General features: G+C 69.3%; 18 protein-coding genes and 1 riboswitch. Of the genes, 11 read left to right on the top strand and 7 right to left on the bottom strand.

Features of this window, described 5'->3' with window-relative positions:
• Window positions 1–31 precede the first annotated feature (31 nt).
• The 4 genes from metX (ACWFRB_RS20315) to ACWFRB_RS20300 form a co-directional block, all read right to left on the bottom strand.
• Window positions 32–1,225 (bottom strand): homoserine O-acetyltransferase MetX, encoded by a 1,194-nt coding sequence (metX, locus tag ACWFRB_RS20315; RefSeq protein WP_452643072.1) that lies wholly within the window; start codon window positions 1,223–1,225, stop codon window positions 32–34.
• Between the two features lie 73 nt (window positions 1,226–1,298).
• Window positions 1,299–2,522 (bottom strand): homoserine O-acetyltransferase MetX, encoded by a 1,224-nt coding sequence (metX, locus tag ACWFRB_RS20310; protein WP_452643071.1) that lies wholly within the window; start codon window positions 2,520–2,522, stop codon window positions 1,299–1,301.
• A gap of 129 nt (window positions 2,523–2,651) precedes the next feature.
• Entirely contained in the window at window positions 2,652–3,830 is a 1,179-nt protein-coding gene (gene metX, locus ACWFRB_RS20305) for a homoserine O-acetyltransferase MetX (protein WP_452643069.1), read from the bottom strand.
• A 2-nt stretch (window positions 3,831–3,832) separates the two neighbouring features.
• A complete protein-coding gene (locus tag ACWFRB_RS20300; RefSeq protein ID WP_452643068.1) occupies window positions 3,833–5,143 on the bottom strand; it encodes a bifunctional o-acetylhomoserine/o-acetylserine sulfhydrylase in 1,311 nt (436 codons plus the stop codon).
• A 136-nt stretch (window positions 5,144–5,279) separates the two neighbouring features.
• Window positions 5,280–5,397: riboswitch (SAM riboswitch) on the bottom strand.
• Window positions 5,398–5,578: 181 nt separating this feature from the next.
• On the opposite strand from ACWFRB_RS20300, the gene ACWFRB_RS20295 reads away from it, so the two are divergent.
• The 3 genes from ACWFRB_RS20295 (at window position 5,579) to ACWFRB_RS20285 (ending at window position 9,686) form a co-directional block, all read left to right on the top strand.
• Entirely contained in the window at window positions 5,579–6,970 is a 1,392-nt protein-coding gene (locus ACWFRB_RS20295) for an amino acid permease (RefSeq protein ID WP_452643067.1), read from the top strand.
• A gap of 77 nt (window positions 6,971–7,047) precedes the next feature.
• Window positions 7,048–8,595, top strand: a complete 1,548-nt coding sequence (gene hutH / locus ACWFRB_RS20290) for a histidine ammonia-lyase (RefSeq protein ID WP_452643066.1) — start codon at window positions 7,048–7,050, stop codon at window positions 8,593–8,595.
• A 104-nt stretch (window positions 8,596–8,699) separates the two neighbouring features.
• The gene (locus ACWFRB_RS20285) at window positions 8,700–9,686 is read left to right on the top strand and encodes a DUF4231 domain-containing protein (RefSeq protein ID WP_452643065.1); all 987 of its coding nucleotides are present in this window, start codon (window positions 8,700–8,702) and stop codon (window positions 9,684–9,686) included.
• Here ACWFRB_RS20285 and hutG read toward each other — a convergent pair.
• From hutG to hutU, 3 genes are read right to left on the bottom strand one after another with little or no spacing between them, the layout of a single operon-like run.
• Entirely contained in the window at window positions 9,683–10,645 is a 963-nt protein-coding gene (gene hutG / locus ACWFRB_RS20280; RefSeq protein WP_452643064.1) for a formimidoylglutamase, read from the bottom strand. The two genes, ACWFRB_RS20285 and hutG, sit on opposite strands and share 4 nt — an antisense overlap.
• Entirely contained in the window at window positions 10,642–11,817 is a 1,176-nt protein-coding gene (hutI, locus tag ACWFRB_RS20275) for an imidazolonepropionase (RefSeq protein WP_452643070.1), read from the bottom strand. The genes hutG and hutI overlap by 4 nt, the downstream gene beginning before the upstream one ends.
• 10 nt (window positions 11,818–11,827) lie before the next feature.
• Window positions 11,828–13,498 (bottom strand): urocanate hydratase, encoded by a 1,671-nt coding sequence (hutU, locus tag ACWFRB_RS20270; protein ID WP_452643063.1) that lies wholly within the window; start codon window positions 13,496–13,498, stop codon window positions 11,828–11,830.
• A gap of 321 nt (window positions 13,499–13,819) precedes the next feature.
• Here hutU and ACWFRB_RS20265 point away from each other — a divergent pair, with 321 nt between their 5' ends.
• The 8 genes from ACWFRB_RS20265 to ACWFRB_RS20230 all read left to right on the top strand — a co-directional run bounded on the left by ACWFRB_RS20265 (window position 13,820) and on the right by ACWFRB_RS20230 (window position 23,943).
• Entirely contained in the window at window positions 13,820–15,037 is a 1,218-nt protein-coding gene (locus ACWFRB_RS20265; protein WP_452643062.1) for an NADP-dependent isocitrate dehydrogenase, read from the top strand.
• Window positions 15,038–15,184: 147 nt separating this feature from the next.
• Window positions 15,185–18,238, top strand: a complete 3,054-nt coding sequence (locus ACWFRB_RS20260; protein ID WP_452643061.1) for a non-ribosomal peptide synthetase — start codon at window positions 15,185–15,187, stop codon at window positions 18,236–18,238.
• A gap of 5 nt (window positions 18,239–18,243) precedes the next feature.
• Window positions 18,244–18,948, top strand: coding sequence for a formyltransferase family protein (locus tag ACWFRB_RS20255; RefSeq protein WP_452643060.1), 705 nt, complete (start codon window positions 18,244–18,246; stop codon window positions 18,946–18,948).
• Window positions 18,949–19,009: 61 nt separating this feature from the next.
• Window positions 19,010–20,059, top strand: coding sequence for a 3-oxoacyl-ACP synthase III family protein (locus ACWFRB_RS20250; protein ID WP_452643059.1), 1,050 nt, complete (start codon window positions 19,010–19,012; stop codon window positions 20,057–20,059).
• Between the two features lie 5 nt (window positions 20,060–20,064).
• A complete protein-coding gene (locus ACWFRB_RS20245) occupies window positions 20,065–20,967 on the top strand; it encodes a hypothetical protein (RefSeq protein ID WP_452643058.1) in 903 nt (300 codons plus the stop codon).
• Window positions 20,964–22,658, top strand: coding sequence for a fatty acid CoA ligase family protein (locus ACWFRB_RS20240; protein ID WP_452643057.1), 1,695 nt, complete (start codon window positions 20,964–20,966; stop codon window positions 22,656–22,658). Before ACWFRB_RS20245 ends, ACWFRB_RS20240 begins: the two co-directional genes overlap by 4 nt.
• The gene (locus tag ACWFRB_RS20235) at window positions 22,655–22,906 is read left to right on the top strand and encodes a hypothetical protein (RefSeq protein ID WP_452643056.1); all 252 of its coding nucleotides are present in this window, start codon (window positions 22,655–22,657) and stop codon (window positions 22,904–22,906) included. The genes ACWFRB_RS20240 and ACWFRB_RS20235 overlap by 4 nt, the downstream gene beginning before the upstream one ends.
• Window positions 22,891–23,943, top strand: coding sequence for an NAD-dependent epimerase/dehydratase family protein (locus ACWFRB_RS20230; RefSeq protein WP_452643055.1), 1,053 nt, complete (start codon window positions 22,891–22,893; stop codon window positions 23,941–23,943). Before ACWFRB_RS20235 ends, ACWFRB_RS20230 begins: the two co-directional genes overlap by 16 nt.
• Window position 23,944: the final 1 nt, after the last annotated feature.

Here is a 23,944-nt window from a genome sequence, read left to right as displayed (position 1 = left end):
CGTTCGGCGTGCTGCTGCTCGCGGCGGCGTTCTACCTGTGGACGCGCGGTCGCGCGGCGCTCGAGCGCGCGGACGCGACCGAGCACCTCCAGGCCCTGGCCAGCGTCAAGGTCTCGTCGACCAGCGAGGTGACCCAGGAGACCTCGGTGAGGAAGCCGTCGTGCCCGGCGTCGGACCGCGCCACCCGCAGGCCGGCACAGCCCGGCAGCAGCTCCGCCATCTGCTGGAGTTGGCGCAGCGGCATGATCCGGTCCGAGTCGATCGCACCGACGACCACCGGGACCTGGCACGAGCCGAGCGCTGCCGCGATCCCGCCGCGGCCGCGGCCGACGTCGTACCGGCTGACGGCCTCGCTGAGCACCACATAGGAGCCGGCGTCGAAGGTCGTCACCAGCTTGTCCGCGCAGTACTCGAGGTAGCTCTGCACCGCGAACCGGCCGCCGCGCCAGATGTCCTCGCCGTGCTGGGTCGCGTTCTCGAACTGCAGGTCGAGGGCGGCCTCGCCGCGGTACGACAGGTGCGCGAACCGGCGGGCGATGCTCAGCCCGGAGTCCGGGCTCTTGCCGGTGCCGTGGTAGTCGCCGCCCTGCCAGTTCGGGTCCGTGGTGATGGCGTCGATCTGGGTGGTCTGGCCGCCGATCTGGTCCGCGGTCGCGCGCGGGCCGATCGCCAGCGCAAGGGCCGAGCCGACGCGGTCGGGGTGGCCGACAGTCCATTCGAGGACGCGCATGCCGCCCATCGAACCGCCGACGACGGAGGCGAACTGCCTGATGCCGAGCGCGTCGGCCACGGCGACCTCCGCCGCGACCTGGTCGCGCACGGAGATCAGGGGGAAGCGTGATCCCCACGGCTTTCCGTCGGGTGCGAGCGAGCTCGGTCCGGTGGTGCCGCGGCAGCCGCCGAGCACGTTGGTGGCGAGTACGCACCATTCGTCGGTGTCGATGGGGGCACCGGGTCCGACCATGCCGTTCCACCAGCCCGGCGACGGGTGCTCGTCGTCGGCGGGGCCGGTGACGTGTGAGTCGCCGGTCAGTGCGTGCTCGACGAGCACGATGTTGTCGAGTGTCGGGCTCGGGGTGCCCCAGCACTGCAGGGCGACGGTGACGTCCGGCAGAACGCCACCGCCCTCCAGCTGGAGCGTGCCGATGCTGATCTCGGTCAGACACCCGTCCGTCGGCGGAAACGCGACGACGCTGCGGGTGACCGGCTCAGCGATGACCGCCATCACGGTGGCGTCGGTCGGGAGCTGCTCGACGGGGGTGCTGAGGTTGATCGTTGGAGTTGACACGGCGGAAATGTTATCGATCAAGCGTCCAGGATGAGGGCAATCCGGAAACTTTTCGCTGCCGTGACCCCCGTTGCCCGGCGGCGTCCCCGATGCGGTCGATTCGGGCCAACTCCAGCGTCTCGCGGAGTAGCTTGGTGACCCATTCGGCCTCGGTGAGGAAGCCGTCGTGGCCGTCCGCGGAGCGCACCAGTCGCAGGCCGTCGCAGCCCGGCAGGTGCTGCGCCACCTCCTGGAGTTGGCGCAGCGGGAACAACCTGTCCGAGTCGACGCCACCGACGATCACGGGGACCGGAGTCGACGCCAATGCGGCCGCGACCCCGCCGCGGCCGCGGCCGACGTCGTGCCGGTTGATGGCCTCGGTGAGGACCACGTAGGTGCCCGCGTCGAAGCGGGCGACCAGCTTGTCGGCCTGGTACTCGAGGTAACTCTGCACGGCGTACCGGCCTCCGCGCCGCGGATCCTCGCCCCGCTGCGGTGCATTCCCGAAGTTCTCGTCGAGACCCGACTCGGCGCGATAGGTCAGGTGCGCGATTCGCCGGGCGATGCTCAGCCCGGCATCCGGGGTCCGGCCGGTGCCGTGGTAGTCGCCGCCCTGCCAGTTGGGGTCGGCGGCGATCGCGGCGATCTGCGTTGTCTGAGTACCTATCTGGTCGGCCGTTGCGCAGGCGCCGACCGCCAGGATCAGGGCCGAGCCGACGCGGTCGGGGTGGCCGACCGTCCATTCGAGGGCCCGCATGCCGCCCATCGAGCCGCCGACGACGGAGGCGAACTGCCTGATGCCGAGCGCGTCGGCCACGGCGACCTCCGCCGCGACCTGGTCGCGCACGGAGATCAGGGGGAAGCGTGATCCCCACGGCTTTCCGTCGGGTGCGAGTGAGCTCGGTCCGGTGGTGCCGCGGCAGCCGCCGAGGACGTTGGTGGCGAGCACGCACCATTCGTCGGTGTCGATGGGGGCGCCGGGGCCGACCATGCCGTTCCACCAGCCGGGCGACGGGTGCTCGTCGTCGGTGGGGCCGGTGACGTGTGAGTCGCCGGTCAGTGCGTGCTCGACGAGCACGATGTTGTCGAGTGTCGGGCTCGGGGTGCCCCAGCACTGTAGGGCGACGGTGACGTCCGGCAGCACGTCGCCGCCCTCGAGTCGGAGCGAGCCGATGCCTATCGTGACCAGGGCACCGTCCGTCGGGGGAAAGACGTCGAGCGGCCGGGTGTCCGATGTCGGTACGACCGTCGTCAGGTGAGCCGGTAGCGGGAGCGGGGTCGAAACGGGGTGGATCACAGTCGAGCGCACGGCGCAGATGGTAGCGACACCGCGCTCACAAAAACGGTGATAATGAAAATAGGTTCGGCGCTGTTGAGAATCGCCCTACTCGGCGGAGGCACGGCCGGCCCTGGCCAGCGCCATGGTCTCACCGAGCAGCTTGGTGACCCAATCGGCCTCGGTGAGGAAGCCGTCGTGCCCGTATCGGGAGTTCACCACGCGCAGGCCGTCGCACCCGGGCAGATGCTCGGCGAGTTCCTCCTGCTGCCGCAGTGGGTAGAGACGGTCGGAGTCCACGCCGCCGACGATCACCGGGACCGGCGTCGAGGCCAGGGCGGCCTCGATGCCACCGCGGCCGCGGCCGACGTCGTGACGGTTCATCGCCTCGGTGAGCAGCACGTAGGTGCCCGGGTCGAAGCGGGCGACCAGCTTGTCGGCCTGGTGTTCGAGGTAGCTCTCCACCGCGTACCGGCCGCCGTGCCAGGTGTCCTCGCCCGGTTGGGTGGCGTTGCCGAACCGGGTGTCGAGTTCGTCCTCGGTGCGGTAGGTCAGGTGCGCGATCCGTCGGGCGATCCCGAGTCCGGTGCGTGGCACCCGTCCCGTGCCGTGATAGTCGCCGCCCTGCCAGTCGGGGTCGGCGGTGATCGCGGCGATCTGGGTGGTCTGGGTACCGATCTGGTCCGCGGTCGCCCGTGCCCCGACCGCCAGGATCAGGGCGGACCGGACGCGGCCCGGGTGGCCGACGGTCCATTCCAGGGTCCGCATGCCGCCCATCGAGCCGCCGACCACAGCCGCGAATCGGTCGATGCCGAGCAGGTCGGCCAGCGCGAGTTCCGCCTGGACCTGGTCGCGTATGGAGATCTCCGGAAAGCGTGATCCCCACGCCCGGCCGTCCGGGTCGAGCGAGGCGGGTCCGGTGGTGCCCCGGCAGCCGCCGAGGACGTTGGTGGCCAGTACGCACCATTCGTTGGTGTCGATGGGGGCGCCGGGGCCGATCATGCCGTTCCACCAGCCCGGCGACGGGTGCTCGTCGTCGACGGGACCGGAGACGTGTGAGTCGCCGGTCAGCGCGTGCTCGACGAGCACGATGTTGTCGAGGTCGGCGTTCGGCTCACCCCACGCCTGCACGGCGAGGGTGACATCGGGCAGGACGACACCGCTCTCCAGCTCCAGCGGGCCGATGCCGATGCCCGTCAGCCGCCCGTTCGGCGGCGGGAACCCCGCGAGGGCCGGTAGAGCTCCCCGCGGAGGCCGCGCCGAACGGGCGTCTGACTCGGAGCGCACTGTCAAGATGCCGCCGCCGCGAGACCGGCCTCGAGATCGGCCAGGATGTCGTCGATGCCCTCGATGCCGACCGCGAGCCGCACCAGGCCCGGGGTCACGCCCGATGCCAGCTGCTCCTCGGGGGTCAGCTGCGAGTGCGTCGTGGAGGCGGGGTGGATGACGAGCGAACGCACGTCGCCGATGTTGGCGACGTGGCTGTGCAGGGTGAGGGCGTTGACGAAGTTCTTGCCCGCGTCGACCCCACCGGCCAGCTCGAACGCCACGATCGCGCCCGCACCCTTCGGGGCGAGCTTCTGGCCGCGCTCGTACCAGGGCGACGAGGGCAGTCCGGCGTATGCGACCGAGGTGACCTCGGGGCGGGCCTGCAGGAACTCGGCGACCCGCTGCGCGTTCTCGACGTGCCGCTCGATGCGCAGGCTCAGCGTCTCCAGGCCTTGGCTGATGAGGAAGGCGTTGAACGGCGAGACCGCTGCGCCCACGTCGCGCAGGAGTTGCACGCGGGCCTTGAGTGCGAACGCGGGCGCGCCGAGGTCGGCGAACACCGCACCGTGGTAGCTGGGATCGGGCGTGGTGAAGTTCGTGTGCCTGCCCTGGGTCCAGTCGAAATTGCCGCCGTCGACGATGACGCCGGCGATCGCCGTGCCGTGCCCGCCGAGGTACTTGGTCGCCGAGTGCACCACGATGTCCGCGCCGTGCTCGAGCGGCCGGATCAGGTACGGGGTGGCGACCGTGTTGTCCACGATCAGCGGGATGCCGTTCTCGTGCGCCACCGCCGAGACGCCGGGGATGTCGAAGACGTCGTTCTTCGGGTTGGAGATGGTCTCGCCGAAGAAGGCCTTGGTGTTCGGCTGGATGGCCGCGCGCCACTGCTCGAGGTTGTCGGGGTCCTCCACGAAGCTGACCGTGATGCCGAGCTTGGGCAGCGTGTAGTGGAAGAGGTTGTAGGTGCCGCCGTACAGGCGCGGGCTGGAGACGATGTGGTCGCCCGCCTCGGCCAGGTTGAGGATGGCGAACGTCTCGGCGGCCTGCCCCGAGGCCAGCAGGAGCGCCGCCACGCCTCCCTCGAGCGAGGCGATCCGCTGCTCGACCGCGTCCTGGGTCGGGTTCATGATCCGGGTGTAGATGTTGCCCGGCTCGGCCAGCCCGAACAGCGCCGCCGCGTGATCGGTGTTGTTGAACGTGTACGACGTTGTCTGGTAGATCGGCAGCGCGCGGGCGTTGGTCGTCGCATCGGACGTCTGGCCCGCGTGGATCTGCTTGGTCTCGAAGCTCCAGGCAGCGGTCGGGTCGGTGACGGGGGTGTTCTCGCTCATGTGTTGTCTACTCCAAGAAATTGGGGGAGATCGGCGCAGCTCAGGCGCCAGGGGGCAAGACTGGGTCCTATCTGCGACAACAACACATGGTGAACCTCCGGTGGGTCGTGGCCCGGTTTGTGGGTCCGTCCCGACGGACCCGCGCTTGTCATCCGAACTGTTTCTCGGACAACCCGGTCATCACCCGGGGCACCCCACCGCGGATGGAGGGTTGCCGACCAGCTAGCCGGGGCTTGATGCTGGCACTCATGACCGCCCTCGATATTAGCGGCTCGGGTCGAGCGGTCGAAAGCGAGGGCGGCGTTTCGGTGTGGCGGAGGCGCCGCCATGGACCCGGCGACAGCGGGTGACCTGCATTACAGGGCTAGGCTGCGGGTCGCAATCATCAAGTCCGGGCATCGCCCGAGTTTCGAGTAGCTCGCAGGGAGACCGATAGTGAAAGCCGCCGCCACGGCGCTGACCCGAGGTCTCACCGCCCGGCACATCCGATTCATCGCGCTCGGCTCCGCCATCGGCACGGGCCTCTTCTACGGCTCCGCCGCGGCGATCGAGCAGGCCGGTCCGTCCGTGCTGCTGGCCTACCTGATCGGCGGCCTGGCGGTGTACCTCGTGCTGCGGGCGCTCGGCGAGATGGCCGTGAGCAATCCCGTCTCGGGCTCGTTCGGCGAGTACGCGAGCAAGCACCTCGGGCCGCTGGCCGGGTTCATGACGGGGTGGACGTACACGTTCGAGATGATCGTGGTGTGCCTCGCGGACGTGACCGCGTTCGGCGTCTACATGGGGTTCTGGTTCCCCGACGTGCCGCGGTGGATCTGGGTCCTGGCGATCGTCTTCTTCATCGGCGCGATCAATCTCCTCAGCGTCAAGGTGTTCGGCGAGCTCGAGTTCTGGTTCACGCTGGTCAAGGTGGCGGCCATCGTGGCGATGATCGCCGCGGGCGTCGCGATCCTGATCTTCGGGTTCGGGGTCCACGACACCGGCACCGGAGTGAGCAACCTGTGGTCCGACGGCGGGTTCTTCGCCACCGGGTTCGGCGGCTTCGTCGGCTGTTTCGCGATCGTGATGTTCGCCTTCGGTGGCACCGAGATCATCGGTGTCACGGCGGGCGAGGCCGAGGACCCGGAGCGCACGATTCCCCGCGCGATCAACACCGTCCCGGTGCGCATCATCCTGTTCTATGTGCTGACCCTGGCCGTGATCATGGCGATCAACCCGTGGCAGAGCATCGGATCCGAGGGCAGTCCCTTCGTGCAGATCTTCCAGGGCCTCGGCATCGGACCGGCGGCGACGGTGCTGAACATCGTGGTCATCACCGCGGCCCTGTCGGCGATCAACAGCGACATCTTCGGTGCGGGCCGGATGATGTTCGGCATGGCGCAACGCGGGCAGGCGCCCGCGATCATGCGGCGGGTCTCGCGCAACGGCGTGCCGTGGATGACGGTGGTCATCATGGTCGTGGCCCTGCTGGTCGGGGTGCTGTTGAACTACGCGATCCCGGAGTCCGTCTTTCTCGTGATCGCCTCCATCGCCACCTTCGCCACGATCTTCGTCTGGCTGATGATCCTGCTCTCGCACTACCGCTCCCGGCAGCGGATGGATCCGGCGGAGGCGGCGGAGCTGAAGTTCCCGGTGCCGTTCTGGCCCTACGGGCAGATGTTGGCGATCGCCTTCCTGGTCTTCGTGATCGCAGTCCTCGCCTTCTACGCGGACACCAGGGTGGCACTGGTGGTCGGGGCCGTGTGGCTGATCCTGCTCACCCTCGCCTACTTCCGCTTCGTCCGTCCGCCGCCGGAATCGGAGCCGGAACTGGTGCATCAGGCGTCCTGACGGTGATTTCCCCGCGCCGCGACCGATTCGGCGGGAGGATGTGAGCAGCAGCTCGCTTCCCGACGGAGGAGCCCGCGGTGGACAATCCCGAACCGGTCGTGGTCGGCGTCGCCCCGCTGACGCCCGGCCAGGTGCTGCACGTCGCCCGTTCCGGCGCCCCGGTGCTGCTGTCCGATCAGGCGGTGTCGGCCATGGCGGCAACCAGGGCGCACATCGAGGCACTCGCGCGGGACTTCGGTCCGGTGTACGGCGTGTCCACCGGTTTCGGTGCGCTCGCCACCCGGCACATCCCGCCGGAGCTGCGCGCCCAGCTGCAGCGCAGCCTCATCCGTTCGCACGCCGCGGGGAGCGGTCCTGAGGTCGAGCGCGAAGTGGTGCGCGCGATGATGCTGCTGCGCCTGGCCACGCTGGCGACCGGTCGCACCGGGGCACGGCCGGAGGTGGCGCACACCTACGCCGCGCTGCTGTCGGCGGGGATCACGCCCGTGGTTCCCGAGTTCGGCAGCCTCGGCTGCTCGGGTGACCTGGCGCCGCTCGCCCACGTCGCGCTCGCGGTGACGGGGGAGGGCCTGGTCCGGGACGCCGCCGGGGAGCACCTGCCCGCCGCAGGCGCACTGGCCGCGGCCGGGATCCACCCGTTGGTCCTCGAGGAGAAGGAGGGCCTCGCGCTCATCAACGGCACCGACGGGATGCTCGGCATGCTGGTGCTCGCCTGCGATGACCTGCACCGGTTGTTGCCGCTGGCCGACGTCACCGCGGCGATGAGCGTCGAGGGGCTGCTCGGCACGGACAAGGTGTTCGCCGCGGACCTGAACGCGTTGCGCCCGTATCCCGGGCAGGCCACCGCGGCGGCGAACATGGTCCGGCTGCTGGCGGGCTCGGAGATCGTCGCCAGCCACGCCACCCCGGACTGCACGGTGGTCCAGGACGCCTACTCGCTGCGGTGCGCGCCGCAGGTCGCAGGCGCCGCCCGGGACACCCTTGCCCACGCCGAATGGGTCGCGGCGTGTGAGCTCGCGAGCGCCATCGACAACCCGGTGGTGACCCTCGACGGCCGGGTCGAGTCCAACGGAAACTTCCACGGGGCGCCGGTGGCTTACGTGCTCGACTTCCTCGCGATCGTCGTCGCCGACCTCGCGAGCATGAGCGAGCGCCGAACCGATCGGTTCCTCGACACCGCGCGCAGTCACGGGCTGCCGCCGTTCCTGGCAGGCGACCCCGGCGTGGACAGCGGGCACATGATCGCGCAGTACACCCAGGCCGCGATCGTCTCCGAGCTCAAGCGGCTGGCGGCACCGGCGAGCGTGGATTCGATCCCGTCCTCGGCGATGCAGGAGGACCACGTGTCGATGGGATGGTCGGCCGCGCGCAAGCTCCGACGGTCGATCGACGGGCTCACCCGGGTGCTCGCCATCGAGGCGCTGACCGCCGCCCGCGGCCTGGACCTGCGGGCCCCGCTCGAGCCGGCACCGGCGACCGCTGCCGTGCGCGACGCGATCCGGGTCCACGTCGGGGGCCCCGGCCCCGACCGGTTCCTCGCGCCCGAGATCGGGGCCGCGGTCGAGCTGGCGGCCTCGGGTGCGCTGCTCCGCAGCGCCGAGACCGTGATCGGGCAGCTGGCCTGAGTCGACCGGTATCGGGTAGCCGACTACTCGTGACCGCGCGGCGCAGGGGGCACAGGATGGGTACGCGGGCGAACCCGACTGTCGTTGTGAACGAGGTGGTCGTCATGGCTGTTTCCCGTGCCCTGCCGAGCGAGCGCGCGACGAGCGATGAGGAAGATCTGGTCGCCTCGATCTGGGCGACACGCGTTCGCTGGTCCCGCGTGGCCGACCATTTCAAGCGGCGTATCGACGTCGCCCGCGCGGCCGTGCTCTATCTCGGCGCCGGGGGCGCGATCGCAGCGACGCTGACCGCGACCTTCCTGGGGACGGCCGGCGTGGCCAGGGTTCCTGTGGCGGCTTTCGGCGCGGTTTGCCTGGCCGTCGCGACCGTCGTGACGGCCTTCCTGCTCACGCCCGACGCGGTCCGTCGCTGGACCAGGGCCAGGGCCGCCTCGGAGGGCATCAAGCAACTGGTACTGAGGTTTCGGGCAGGGGCGGCTCCCTTCGACGGCACGGACGCGCCCGCGCGACTGGCAGCGGAGGTCGCGGAGATCGAGGAGGCCGTCGAGGACCTCTTGGCCCACGTCGCCGAGATCGACGATGACAAAGCGGAGGTCGGCAACGCGGTGGTTCCCGGACCCATGGCACCGAGGGACTACGTCCGGGATCGGGTGCAGGGCCAGATCACCGAGTACTACCGACCTCGGGCTCGCGAGTACGCGGGGCGGGCCAGGCGCCTGCGACGGTTGGCGCTCGGGTTGAGCGTGGCGACCGCGAGCGTCGCCGCCGTCGTCACGGTTCTCGCCGGCGACGCAGGCACCTCGGCCGGCGGCCCGCCGTCATCCGGCGTCGCACCGTGGGTGGCCGTGCTGACGACGCTCGGGGGAGCGGTTGCGGCACACCGGGCCGGCAGTAGATACGACTACCTCGCGATGAGCTACTCCGCCTGTGCGGGTCGGCTGGGCAGGCGCGTGAACGAGTGGCGGACAAGCGGATCGCCCACCGACCCGGCCGCGTGGAATGCCTTCGTCGACGACTGTGAGGGCGCGATCTCGGCGGAGAACGCGAGCTGGATGGCCAAGTGGTCCGAGCGGAAACCCGAAGTCGACTAGGCCTCGGCGGGCGGCGCCCGCCAGGTGACGACTCGGTGGATCAGCCGCGCCGCGGTTCGTGCGGTCCGGTTGTCGAAGTCGAGCTTCGGATTGAGTTCCGCGACGTCGAGCAGCGCGAGTTTGCCACTGCGCGCGACGATGTCGCACACCCGCTGGACCACCTCGAGCGGTACCCCGAACGCCGCGGGGGCGCTGACGCCGGGTGCGACGGATGCGGGCAGGACGTCGAGGTCGATGGTCAGGTGCACCAGGTCCGCCGTCCTGAGGAACTCGTCGACGAACGACTCGACCGCGGGCAGGTTCGCCGCGCCGCAGTCGTCGTCGAGGAGGTATCGCACGCCGAGTGATACGGCGCGCGCGAACAGCGCCGCGGTGTTGCTCGGCTGCGCGATGCCCAGCACCGCGTAGTTCAGCAGGCGCCCCCGTTCCGTCTCGGCGTCGGCCATCTGCAGGAAGGGTGTCCCGGAGCTCGGCGCGGGATCGTCGCGAAGATCGAAGTGCGCGTCCAGGTTCAGCACCCCGAGTCGCGCGCCCGACGTGGCCGCCGCGGAATTCGACAGTCCGAGATAGCTCCCGTAGGCCACCTCGTGCCCGCCGCCGAGCACCGCAACGAAATGGCCGGCGTCGAGCAGCCCGGTCACCACGTCACCGAGTCGCCGTTGGCCGTCCTCGAGATGACCGACTGCGACCGCCACATCGCCCGCGTCGAAAACCCGGATCGGCGTGGCGAGTGCCATCGACGCGAGCGCGTGGCGCAGGGCGGTCGGACCCCTCGCCGCCCCCGGTCGTCCCTTGTTCCGCCGTACGCCCTCGTCGCTGCGGAAGCCCACCAGAACCGTTGCCCCTGGCTCGATGTCGGCGTGGAAAGCGGACATCGCCGAATGCCAGCGCAGGTGCGCGGGCCCGGAACCGTCGTCGCGTCCCGACCAGGACCCGGGCATGAGGTCCACCTTCGTCATCGTCGATACCCGTCCTTCCACACCTCGTGAACCAGCGGCACACCCGGCCGGTACGCCAGGTGCAGGTGCGAGGGCGCGTCCAGCGCGATCAGGTCGGCCCTGGCCCCTACCCGGATGCGCCCGATGTCGTTGCGCCGCAGCGCCACAGCGCCGCCGGCCGTCGCGGCCCAGACGGCCTCGTCCGGGCTCATGTGCATCTCGCGGACCGCCAGTGCGATGCACAACGGAATGCTCGTCGTGTAGCTCGTGCCGGGGTTGCAGTCAGCGGCGAGTGCAACGGTGACACCGGCATCGAGCAGGGTCCTGGCATCGGGATACCGGTTGCGGGTGGAGAAGTCGGCGCAGGGCAGCAGCGTCGCGACCGTCTCTCCCGACGCCAGCGCCTCGACGTCCTCGCCGGTCACGAAATTGACGTGATCGACCGAGGCGGCACCCAGCTCGACGGCGAGCCGGACCCCAGGACCGGGGCCGAGCTGGTTGCCGTGCACCCGCGCCGTGAGGCCGGCGGCGATGCCCGCCTCGAGTACCGCTCGCGACTGGTACTCGTCGAATGCCCCCGTCTCGCAGAACACGTCGATCCACCTGGCGTTCGGCGCGCACGCCGGGATCATCTCCGCACACACCATCCGCACGTACGCATCGGTGTCGCCGTCGAACTCGGGCGGGGTCAGGTGCGCGGCCAGCAGCGTCGTCTCGGGCGTGACCTCCGCGGCCACCTCGAGGCTCCGCAGTTCGTCGACGACCGACTGCCCGTATCCCGACTTGCATTCGATCGTCGTGGTGCCCGAGCGGACGGACTCGGCCACCAGTCGCGCGGCGTTCGCGCTCAGCTCGGAGTCCGTCGCGCGGCGGGTCGCCGCGACGGTGGTGCGGATGCCGCCCGCGGCGTAGGCGGTGCCCGCCATCCTGGCCGCGAACTCCTCGGCCCGTTCGCCGCCGAAGACGAGATGCGAGTGGCAGTCGACGAACCCGGGCAGCGCCGCCCGGCCGTCGAGGTCGACGGTGGCGTCCGCGCTGCCCTCTGGGATGCGGGCATGCGTGCCAACCCACTGGATGACGCCGTCACCCAGCACCATGGCGGCGCCGCGAATGAGCCCGAGCCTGCCCTCGCCGGCCTCCTGGTCGTTGGTGACCAGGGTGCCGATGTTGTCGATGACCACCCAGGGGCTGATCCCCACGGTGCTAGCCCTCCCACATCGGGATGCGCAGGCCGCGTGCGGCCGCCGCCTCGGCCGCGCGGTGGTAGCCGGCGTCGACGTGCCGGATGACGCCGGTGGCCGGGTCGTTGGTGAGCACCCGCTCGAGCTTGCGTGCTGCCAGTTCGGTGCCGTCGGCGATGCACACCTGGCCGGCGTGGACGGACCGGCCCATGCCGACGCCGCCGCCCTGGTGGATGGACACCCATGACGCACCGGATGCCGTGTTGACCAGCGCGTTGAGCAGCGGCCAGTCGGCGATGGCATCCGATCCGTCGGCCATCGATTCGGTTTCCCGGTACGGGGACGCCACCGAGCCGGCGTCGAGGTGGTCGCGGCCGATGGCCAGCGGCGCGGACACCTCGCCGGACGCGACCATCTCGTTGAACCTCAGCCCGGCCCGGTGGCGTTCGCCGTAGCCGAGCCAGCAGATGCGCGCGGGCAGTCCCTCGAACCGGACCTTCTCGCCCGCCAGCGTGATCCAGCGGCGCAGGTGTTCGTCGTCAGGGAACAGGTCGACGACGGCCCGATCGGTCGCCGCGATGTCGGCGGGGTCACCGGACAGCGCGGCCCAGCGGAAGGGGCCACGGCCCTCCTCGAACAGGGGGCGGATGTACGCGGGCACGAAGCCGGGGAAATCGAACGCCCGGTCGCAGCCGCCGCGCCGGGCCTCGTCGCGGATCGAGTTGCCGTAGTCGAAGACCTCGGCGCCCGCGTCCATGAACCCGACCATGGCCTCGACGTGCGCGGCCATCGACTCGCGGGCCTCGGTGGTGAACCAGTCGGGGTCCTTCTCGGCCATCCGGTGCCAGTCCTCGACGGCCATCCCGATCGGCAGATAGCTCAGCGGGTCGTGGGCGGAGGTCTGATCGGTGACGACGTTGATCGGCGCGTTCATCGCGAGCAGTCGCGGTACCACCTCGGCCGCGTTGCCGAGCAGCCCGATCGACAGCGGGCGGCCCTCGTGACGGGCGAGGACGGCCATCTCCAGCGCCGACTCGACGCTCTCGGTCTTCGCGTCGAGGTAGTGATGCGCGATGCGGCGATTGATCCGGTCCGGGTCGCACTCGACACAGATCGCGACGCCGCCGTTCATGGTCACCGCCAGCGGTTGCGCCCCGCCCATGCCGCCCAGTCCCGCGGTCAGGGTGATCGTGCCCGCCAGCGAGCCCCCGAACCTCTTGCGGGCGACAGCGCCGAACGTCTCGTAGGTGCCCTGCAGGATGCCCTGGCTGCCGATGTAGATCCAGGAGCCTGCGGTCATCTGGCCGTACATGATCAGGCCGAGCGCCTCGAGTCGGCGGAACTCCTCCCAGTTCGCCCAGTCGCCGACCAGGTTGGAGTTGGCGATCAGGACCCTCGGCGCCCATTCGTTGGTGCGCAGCACCCCGACCGGCTTGCCGGACTGCACGAGCAGCGTCTCGTCGTCGGCCAGCGTCCGCAGCGTCCGCACGATCGCGTCGTACGCCGCCCAGTTGCGGGCGGCGCGGCCGGTGCCGCCGTAGACGACGAGGTCGTCGGGGCGCTCGGCGACTTCCGGGTCCAGGTTGTTCATCAGCATCCGGAGGGCGCCCTCCTGCTGCCACCCCCGGCAGGACAGGGTGTTGCCGCGCGGGGCGCGGACCGGTCGCGGACCGGCGTCGGCACGTTCGGTCATCTCGATCTCCCCTCGATGACGTCCGCCCACTCATCACACTCCGTCGGAACCGGGTTGGCCAGAGTTCGGCGGAATCGGCGCCGAGGTCACGGCCCGAATCCGCGTTTGAGCTGCGCAAAGCTACCGATCGGTAGGTTCGCCCATGCCGGGCCAGCGGTTGCGCCCGAGTCGGTTAGCAGTACGCTCGTCTTGTTTGGTGCGGATCGACCCGGTTCGTGCGTGTTGTATAGATTACTGATTGAGTCGTTCGTGGTCTCGCTCACAAAGCGGGGCCCGAGCCGTGTGACCAGGGGAAACTTCCTAGGAGGACGCGAATACCACATGTCCAAGATCAAGGTTGAAGGCACCGTCGTCGAACTCGACGGCGATGAGATGACCCGCATTATCTGGCAGTTCATCAAGGACAAACTGATCCATCCGTACCTGGATGTGAATCTCGAGTACTACGACCTCGGTATCGAGTACCGCGACAAGACCGATGACCAGGTCACGATCGATGCCGCGAACGCGATCAAGAAGCACGGCGTCGGCGTCAAGTGCGCGACGATCACGCCGGACGAGGCTCGCGTCGAGGAGTTCGGCCTCAAGAAGATGTGGCGTTCCCCCAACGGGACCATCCGCAACATCCTCGGCGGCACGATCTTCCGCGCGCCGATCATCATCTCGAACGTTCCGCGACTGGTTCCGGGCTGGACCAAGCCGATCATCATCGGCCGTCACGCGTTCGGCGACCAGTACCGCGCCACCGACTTCAAGGTGCCCGGTCCCGGCAAGGTGATGATCACCTACACGCCCGAGGACGGCAGCGAGCCGATCGAGCACGAGCTGGTGAACTTCCCCGACGGCGGCGGCGTCGTCCAGGGGCAGTACAACTTCACCAAGTCCATCGAGGACTTCGCGCGGGCCTCGCTCAACTACGGCCTGCAGCAGAACTACCCGGTGTACCTCTCCACGAAGAACACCATCCTCAAGGCCTACGACGGCGCGTTCAAGGACATCTTCCAGAGCGTCTACGAGACCGAGTTCAAGTCCGAGTTCGACGCGGCGGGCCTGACCTACGAGCACCGCCTCATCGACGACATGGTCGCTTCCGCGCTCAAGTGGGAGGGCGGCTACGTCTGGGCCTGCAAGAACTACGACGGCGACGTCCAGTCGGACACCGTCGCCCAGGGCTTCGGCTCGCTCGGCCTGATGACGTCGGTGCTGCTGACGCCGGACGGAAAGACCTGTGAGGCGGAGGCCGCGCACGGCACCGTCACCCGGCACTTCCGCCAGCACCAGCAGGGCAAGCCCACCTCGACGAACCCCATCGCGTCCATCTTCGCGTGGACCCGGGGTCTCGAGCACCGCGGCAAGCTGGACAACACCCCCGAGGTGATCGCGTTCGCGCAGCAGCTCGAGGACGTCGTCATCAAGACCGTCGAGGGCGGTCAGATGACCAAGGACCTCGCGTCCCTCGTCGGCGGCGACCAGGGCTACCTCACCACCGAGGAATTCCTCGGTGCGCTCGACGAGAACATGCAGAAGGCCAGCCGATAGCGGAGGCTGCACAAAGCGGGAAGTGGGACCAGCCCCAGGTCGGGGCGGGTCCCACTTTTTGTTTGTCGGGAGCCGACTCGGCCAACCCCCATGCAGAGTCACCGCCGAACCGTTACTATTCCGGCACCCCCCTGGCTAGGAGCGACGTTGTCTTCCGTTGTGCCCCTTTTCGAACGACCGATCTCACCCACCGAGCGTCTGTATCTGGCGATGCAGACGCTGGCCCCGCCCTTCGCCATCCAGTTGGTGATCCAGGGGACGGGCTCGGTCGACGAGCGGGACCTCGCGGTCGCGGTGGCAGGCGCGTCCGAAGCCTGCCCCGGTGCCCGGCTCGTGCGGCGTGGCGAGCGCTGGGTGGACAGCGGCATCGCGCCCCCTGTGGTGGTGGCCACGGAACACTCGTTGGTGGACGCCCAGCTCGACGACCATCCGATGCTGAGTCGTCCGCTCGACCCCGAACACGGACCGACCTGTGAGGTCCTGCTGCTAGGAGACGCTCGGAACACATTGGTGTTCAGGGCTTTTCATGGGGTGATGGACGGTAAAGGTCTGCATCTGTGGGCGTCCGAGGTGTTCCGCCTGCTGCGCGGTGAACGGACGGTCGGGGCGCGGGACGCGATCGCCGACCACAGCCTCGTCCAGTCGCTCGGGATCGACGGCAAGCCGACCGCGCTGATCCCCACCGCGCGTTCGCCGTTCGGGCGGGCCCGCCCGGCCCCCGGCGAGTCGGACTTCCTCTGGCGCAGGCGCACCGTGGAGGGGACCTCGCCCGCGGTGGTCGCCCGGATCGCCGAGCTGATCACGGCGGCGGTCGGGGGCAAGACCCGGATCATGATCCCCGTCGATCTGCGTCGGCACGACAAAGGCCTGCGGTCGACGGCCAACCTGGCACTGCCGCTGTTCCTCGACGCGACGCCGGGGGACGGGTGGTCGCGCATCCACGCCCAACTGCTGCGCGGGATGGTGGAGTCCCGAGAGCTCGGTGAGATGAACAACGGTGGGCTGCAGCAGATGCCGGTGTGGATGGCGCGGTCCATCCTGCGCGCGGGCATGTCCATCGGCGCCCGTACCGGTGGAAACCTGGTATCGGCGATCGTCTCGCACACGGGGACAGTCGATCTCGACGAATTGAGCTTCCCCGGATTCGCCGCCACGGACGTGTGGGGCCTGCCGGTCCACACGGGCATGGTGCCGCTCTCGATCGCGGTGCTCGAGGCCCGCGGGCGAACCGAACTCGTGGTCTCCTGCCGCAACGGTGCGGGGATCGCGTCCCGACTCGAGCGACTGCTGGACGATATCGCCACGGCACTCGGAGCGCAGGTGCAGCCGGGGCCGATGGGGGCGCAGGCCGACCGGCCGGGGCGAACGGTGACGAGCATCTTCGACGATCTGGTCAAGAGCGCGCCGGACGCGCCTGCCGCGATCGGCCCGAACGGTCAGCTCAGCTATGCGGAACTCGACGCTCGTGCCGACGTGGTGGCCGCGGAACTGCGCGGTCGGGGCGTGCAGCACGGCGACGTCGTCGCAGTGCTGGCGCGGCGGTCGCTCGACGCCGTGGTGGGACATCTGGGAATCCTCAAGGCGGGCGCCGCTTTTCTCGCGCTCGACCCCAAGCACCCGGACGAGCGGATTCTCGGAATCCTCGCGGATTCCGGTGTGCGCCACTGCGTGACCGAGCGCGCGTCGAAGGGGCGAGCCGCGTTCGGCGAAACCGACGTCCTGGTGGTCGACGACCTGCCGCATGCCGGCGCCGACAAGTTGCCGGATCTCGCCACTGCCGACGACCTGGTCTACGTCACCTACACCTCGGGTTCGACGGGACGGCCCAAGGGCGTCCAGGTCGAACACCGGGGCATCGTGAACCTGATGCGCTCGGCGACCGACTGGTACCGGCTCGGGCCCGAGACCCGCTACGCGCACTATCACACGCAGGCGGCGGACATGGCGTGCGCGGCGCTGCTGCTCCCGCTGCTCAGCGGCGGTGCGGTGGTGATGGTTCCGGACGAGATCAATCACCTGGTCTTGTCCGAGATGCTCGACGGTTCCACGGTGAACACGATGATGGCGACGCCGAGTCTGCTCGAGGTGATGGTCCGGCTGGACCTGCGGCCCGTGGGGATGCGGGCGGTCAGCATCGGAGGCGAAGCGCTGCACGGGCCGCTGGCCGCGCGTGCCCGCGAACTGTTCGGCCCGGACTGCCGGCTGCTCAACAGCTACGGACCCGCGGAGATGTCGATCGTGTGTACCGCCCTTGTGCTCGACGACGAGCCGTCGGCCGAACCCCAGCCGGTGCCGATCGGCGGGCCTGCCGCGGACACCACGGTTCATCTGCTCGGCCCGGATCGCCTGCCGGTGCCCGACGGCGAGATCGGTGAGCTGTACTTCGGCGGCCCCCAGGTGGCGCGCGGATACCTGAACCGGCCGGACGTCACCGCCGAACGCTTCGTCACCCTCTCGACGGGCGAGCGGTGCTACCGGACCGGTGACCTCGCCCGCCGACTTCCCGGTGGTGTGCTCGAGTTCGCCGGTCGTGTCGACAGTCAGGTGAAGATCAGGGGCAATCGCGTGGAGCCCGGTGAGGTCCAGGCCGCCATCGAGCAGCATCCCCTGGTCGGCAGGGCCGCGGTGGCGGCAGTCCGGCGCGCGGAGCGCGGCGACAACGTCCTGGCCGCGTACGTGGTTGAAGGTGCCGAGACGGGTGCGCAGCATGGGCAGGAGCGGAGCCCGAGGAGCGACCAGTTTGCACAGCAACTCCGGGACTTCCTGGCGCAGAAGGTGCCCGCGTACATGATCCCGGCCGAGATCCACATCGTGGACGAGATTCCCCTGACCGCCAACGGGAAGCTCGACAGTGCGGGACTGAGCGTCGCCGACACGGTGAGCCAGGAGCAGGCGATCGACACCGCGAGGGGCCCCGGGTCGGCCGGGTCCGACCGGCGGATCGAGGACGAGATCGCCGCGATCTGGGCGAAGGTCCTGATGGTCGACGTGAGCACCCTGCGCGCGGATTCGGATTTCTTCGCCCTAGGCGGGGACTCGCTGGCGTCGGTGGAGATGTTCTCGCAGGTCTCGCGCACGGTGGTCGGACGCGCAGGTGAAGCGGCGTTCGTCGCCGAGCTCGAGGAGTTGGTGCACCAGCTCACCCTCGGCAGGGTGTGTACCGCCGCCGGCCATGCGAAGCGGGCGGGTGAGCTCGGGTGATCCTGGTGGGAAGCGGTGCATTGCTCTGGCGCGCTGCGCGATTCGCGTCCGCCTCGGATTTCACGGTTGACCTGGTGTGCACCGGGCCCGGCGATCCCGCGCCTGCTGGGCTCGAGGGTCTCGCACACCTGGAGACCACGGACATCGACGCCGAGGCCGCGATGCTCGTCGCCACCTGCACCGACTCGGTGGTGTGGTCGATCAACAACCCGATGATCTTCGGACCCGCGCTCGTGAACTCGGACCTGCGGATCTACAACATCCACAACGGCCCCTTGCCGGAGTTCCGCGGTCTGCCCGCCGCCGCGATCGTGCACGCGATTCTCCAGGGCTGCGACGAGTATGCGGCGACGCTGCACCGGGTCGACTCGGGCATCGACACCGGAGTCGTGGTCGACGTCCAGCGGTTCGCGATCGCACCCGACGATCGCTTCCAGGATGTCATGATGAACGGATTGCGCGCCTGCCACGAGTTGTTCGAGCGGAGCCTGCACGCCGTGATGACCGGACCGGAACCGTCCGCGCCCGCAGCCGTCGTCGCAGGCGGCTACTACGGTGCGGCGAGCATTCGCGACCTGCCGGGTCATCGCGGTAACGCGAACTTCGAGCGGGCAACCGCGCTCGGGGTCTTTGCTCCTCGCTACCCGGCGATCGTGGCCGCGGCGGCAGGCGGGGCCCTGCCGGATCTCGAGGCCGCCGCACTGATGTGAAGCTCGACCAAGAGAACGCCGAACCACCAGCCAGATCTACCGACCCCCAAGAGGATCCAAGATGACCCAGTCGAGGTTCGAATCGATAGGCGCGTACCTCCCGTCCGCGGTGCTCAGCACGAAGGACCTGCTCGCCAAGCTCGCCGCGCCGCCGAGCTTCGATCTGCAGGCGATCACCGGGGTGGTGGACCGCCGGGTGTACGACTCCAGCGCGGACAACTACGAGGATTCGTTCACGCTGGCCTGCAACGCTGCCCGGGATGCGCTGTCCCGCTCGAGTTACGAGGCGGGCGATCTCGACGTGATCATCTCGACCTCGATCTCGCGGAGCAAGGACAGGGACTTCATGTACCTGGAGCCGTCCTTCGCGTCGATGCTCGGCAAGGAGCTCGGCGTCAAGGGCGCCATCCATTTCGATCTGTCCAACGCCTGCGCGGGGATGCTCAGTGGCGTCTACGTGCTCGACCGGATGATCCGCTCCGGTGCGGTCCGCAACGGGATGGTCGTGAGCGGTGAGCACATCACGCCGATCTCGGAGACCGCGGTACGCGAGATCTCGGAGAAGTACGACCTGCAGTTCGCCTCGCTGTCCGTAGGTGATTCGGGCGCTGCCGTGATCATGGACCGATCCGTCGACGACGCCGACAAGATCGACTACATCGAGCTGATGACGGCATCGGAGTACTCCGACCTGTGCATGGGTATGCCGAGTGACCAGTCGTCTGGCATCGCGCTGTACACCGACAACCGCAAGATGCACAACGAATCACGGTTCCTGCTGTGGACGAACGCGCAGCGGGAGTTCCTGGCGGCCCGCGGCCAGACCTTCGCCGACGAGGAGTTCGACTTCGTCATCCATCACCAGTTCGGCGCCTCGGCCGTGGTGTACATGAACGCGCTCGGCGAGAAGGAGTTCGGCACTCCGATGCCGCCCGCGCTCAACGTGGTGGAGAAATACGGCAACACCTCCAGCACTTCGCATTTCATCGTGCTGCACGACCATCTGAAGGACAAGGCAGTCCCGAAGGGATCGAAGATCCTGATGGTTCCTGCGGCATCCGGCATCGTCACCGGCTACGTGTCCGCCACGATCACGTCCCTGGAGGTCTGAGCAACATGGGTATCTCGATCAAGTCCACCGGGATGAGCGTGGCCACGGCGACGACGAGCGCCATCGAGCATTCCGCTCGCGCGGCGCGCGGCGCCATGAGCAGTGCCGGCATCGAGCCCGAGCAGGTGGACGTGCTCATCAACACCGGCGTCTACCGCGACTCGAATCTGTTCGAGCCGGCGATCGCGGCGCTGATCCAGCGTGAGGCGGGCATCGGCCTCGAGTATCCGGAGGGTTCGAACAGGTCGTTCTCGTTCGACCTGATGAACGGGGCCTGTGGCGTGCTCAACGCGGTGCAGGTGGCCACCGCATTGCTCGAAACCGACAGTGCGCAGTACGTGCTCGTCGTCTCCGGCGACACCCACCCCTCGCTCCAGCGACGCAGGCCCGCCGCGGACTTCCCGTTCGTCACGGCGGGCGCGGCGATGTTGCTCGAGAAGACCGACACCCCATCGGGATTCGGCCCCGTGCACGTCGCGGAGCTGGAGGGCACCCCGGCGACGAGGGGGTTCGCCAACATGACCGAGATGGGTGTCCACGGCCGCTCACTGGTCACCGTGGAACGCGAGGACGGATTCGAGGAGCGTCTGCTCGAGGTGGCTGGTGTCGCGGCGGGTAAGGCGATCGGAGCGCACGAGGGCGGGCTGGACCTGTCGCGGACCGCACTGATCAGCTCGCGGCCGACCGCGGGGTTCCCAGCCGCGCTGGCTGCGCAGCTCGGCATCGCGCAGGAGGCGGTGCTCGGCAGCGGTGTGGTCGAGGGTGACGCGCATACTGCCGCGCTGACGGCGGCGTATCACCAGGTGGACGAGGCGATCCTGGCGGGTTACGACACCGTGCTGTTCGTGGCCGCGGGCGCCGGTCCCAGCGCGGCCGCCACCGTGTACCGGCTGGCACCGACGGCGTGAGCAGGGCGACGACCACGACTGCGGTGCCCGCCCGTCCCTCGGCGCACTGTGGATCGGTGGAACGGATCCGGGTGATCGCGCGGGCGCATCCGGATCTGGAGGCGGTCATCTACCCGGACGGCAAGGGCGAGGCCGGTATCCCGACGTACGGGCGACTGACCTACCGGGAGCTCGACGACTGGTCCGACCTGCTCGCCCAGCGGTTCGAGGAGATCGGGATCCGGCGCGGGGTGCGAACCCTGCTGCTGGTCACCCCGGGACCCGAGTTCTACGCCACCATGATCGGCTTGCTGAAGGTGGCGGCGGTGCCCGTCGTGATCGACCCGGGCATGGGGCTGCGCCCGATGCTCACCTGCCTGAAATCCGTTTCCCCGCAGGCGTTCATCGGCATCTCGAAGGCGCACCTGCTGCGGTTGGTGTTCCGTTCGTCGTTCGCGACGGTTGGGGTCAAGGTCACCGTCGGGCGAAAGCTCTGGGGCGGCCATTCCCTTCGGGCCTGGGGCCGGACGCCGGACCGGCCGGTGGCCCCGAGCCAGGAGGCGCCTGCCGACGAGGTGATGATGATCGCCTTCACCACGGGCAGCACCGGCCCAGCCAAGGCCGTCAATCTCACCCACGGCAACCTCGCCGCGATGCTGGACCAGGTCGACGACGCCCGCAAGCGGGTGCCGCCCGAGACGTCACTGATCACGCTGCCGATCTTCGGGGTGCTCGACCTGATGCTCGGCTCCCGTTGCGTGCTGCCGCCGATCGTGCCGGGGGAGGTGGGCTCGACGGATCCCGCGCACGTGGTCGACGCGATCCACCGGTTCGACATCCGGACGATGTTCGCGTCGCCTGCCGTGCTGATTCCGCTGGTGCGGTACGCACAGTCACACGACGTGCGGCTGCCGTCCGTGCGGTCCATCTACTCCGGCGGTGCACCGGTACCGGACCACGCCATCGCGGCACTTCGCGCGATCCTGCCCGCCGATGCCGAGGTGACCGCCGGGTACGGGTCGACGGAGGCGCTGCCGATGTCCGCGATCGAGTCGCGCGAGCTGCTCGGCGAGTTCGTCGCCCGGGCCCACGCAGGCGCGGGAACGTGCATCGGGCGGCCGGCGCTCGGCCTCGAGGCGAGGGTCGTCGGCATCACCGACGATCCGATCCCCACCAGGTCCGACGAGACGGCCGCGGGTGGGATCGGCGAGATCGTGGTGGCCGGGCCGAACGTGAGCACCAGCTATGCCTGGCCGGAGGCGGCGAACGCGCTCGGCAAGATCAGGGACGGCGACCGGACCTGGCACCGGACGGGTGACCTGGGCTGGATCGACGACGGTGGCCGGATCTGGTTCTGCGGGCGCAAGAGTCAGCGGGTCCGCACCGGGGACGGACCGCTGTTCACCGTCCAGTGCGAGCAGATCTTCAACACGGTCCCCGAGGTGTTCCGGACCGCGCTGGTCGGTGTCCGCGGTGAGAGCGACACCCGACCGGTGCTCTGTGTCGAGCTGATGCCGGGGGTTCGCAAGAGCGAACGGGCCCGGATCGAGGAGGAACTGCGCGAGCTCGGAGCGCAGAGCCATACCACCGACCGGATCCACGACTTTCTCTTCCATCCCGGCTTCCCGGTCGACATCCGGCACAACGCGAAGATCGGGCGCGAGAAACTGACGGTCTGGGCGGCATCGCAATTGGTGAAGGCGGAACGATGAGTACGAAGGTCATGCTGCTGCGTGCCATCCCGGTATTGGGATGGATCTACCTGGTGGCCGGGATCATCCGGCCCTCCGGCAACCGCGTCGCGCGGGCGCTGTGGTGGATCGACGTGGTGCTCAGTGTCGGCGCGCACGCCGCGCAGATCCCTGTCGCACTGAAGGAAGGCCGCGCACGGGGGCATTCCGATGTGAAGATCGCCGCGATGACGATGCTCCTCGGTGCGACCTGGTGGCGGACCCAGTGAGGGCACTGGTGACCGGTGCGAGCGGGTTCCTCGGTGGCGCGCTCGCCCGCCGACTGGTCGCAGACGGCGAGATGGACGTCTCCGTCCTGGTGCGCCGCAGCAGCAACCTCACCGATCTCGGCGACACCTCGACGTTGACCCTCGTCTACGGCGACCTCACCGACCGTGACTCCCTGGTCGAGGCGACGCGGGGGGTGGATGTGGTGTTCCACAGCGCCGCCAGGGTGGACGAACGCGGTGTCCGCGAGCAGTTCTGGAACGAGAACGTGCAGGCGACCGCCGACCTGCTGGAGGCGTCCCGCCGCAACGGGGTGTCGCGCTTCGTGTTCATCTCCAGCCCGAGCGCGTTGATGGAGTACGACGGCGGCGATCAGATCGACGTCGACGAGTCGGTCCCGTACCCGAGCAGGTACCTCAACCTGTATTCGGAGACCAAGGCCGCCGCCGAGCGGCTCGTGCTGGAGGCGAACGGCCCCGACCTGATCACCTGTGCCCTGCGGCCGCGGGCGATCTGGGGTGCGGGCGACCGGTCCGGTCCGATCGTCCGACTGCTCGCGAAGGCGTCCGAGGGCTCCCTGCCGGACATCTCCGGCGGCAAGGACGTGTACGCCTCGCTCTGCCACGTCGACAACATCGTCGACGCGTGCGTGCGGGCCGCGAGCTCGGCTCAGGTCGGGGGCAAGCCGTACTACGTCGCCGACGCCGAGACCACCAACGTGTGGGAGTTCGTCGGTGTTGTGTCACGGATGTTCGGGTTCGCCCCTCCCAGCCGCCGACCCAACCCGCAGGTGCTGGCCGCGGTTGTGGCGGTCGCGGAGGCGATCTGGCGGGTGCCGTACGTCGCGAAGCGCTGGTCGCCGCCGCTGTCGCGGTACGTGATCGCGCTGATGACGCGCAGCGCGACCTTCGACACCGGCGCCGCGCGGCGCGACCTCGGCTACCGGCCGGTGGTGGACAGGGACAAGGGGCTCGCCGCCTTCAAGGACTGGGTGGACGAGCAGGGCGGTCTCGAGGTGCTGGCAGCCCCGCTGCGATAGC

Source organism: Rhodococcus sp. NPDC055112, assembly GCF_053607505.1.
Note: the sequence above shows the minus strand (reverse complement) of the source record. Positions and strands in the feature narration are given on the sequence as shown.

Coding starts and splice junctions, on each gene's coding strand:
- metX (WP_452643072.1), bottom strand. CDS start 1,225: ATGGCGGTCATCGCTGAGCCGGTCACCCGCAGCGTCGTCGCGTTTCCG.
- ACWFRB_RS20300 (WP_452643068.1), bottom strand. CDS start 5,143: ATGAGCGAGAACACCCCCGTCACCGACCCGACCGCTGCCTGGAGCTTC.
- ACWFRB_RS20285 (WP_452643065.1), top strand. CDS start 8,700: ATGGCTGTTTCCCGTGCCCTGCCGAGCGAGCGCGCGACGAGCGATGAG.
- hutG (WP_452643064.1), bottom strand. CDS start 10,645: ATGACGAAGGTGGACCTCATGCCCGGGTCCTGGTCGGGACGCGACGAC.
- hutU (WP_452643063.1), bottom strand. CDS start 13,498: ATGACCGAACGTGCCGACGCCGGTCCGCGACCGGTCCGCGCCCCGCGC.
- ACWFRB_RS20265 (WP_452643062.1), top strand. CDS start 13,820: ATGTCCAAGATCAAGGTTGAAGGCACCGTCGTCGAACTCGACGGCGAT.
- ACWFRB_RS20250 (WP_452643059.1), top strand. CDS start 19,010: ATGACCCAGTCGAGGTTCGAATCGATAGGCGCGTACCTCCCGTCCGCG.
- ACWFRB_RS20245 (WP_452643058.1), top strand. CDS start 20,065: ATGGGTATCTCGATCAAGTCCACCGGGATGAGCGTGGCCACGGCGACG.
- ACWFRB_RS20235 (WP_452643056.1), top strand. CDS start 22,655: ATGAGTACGAAGGTCATGCTGCTGCGTGCCATCCCGGTATTGGGATGG.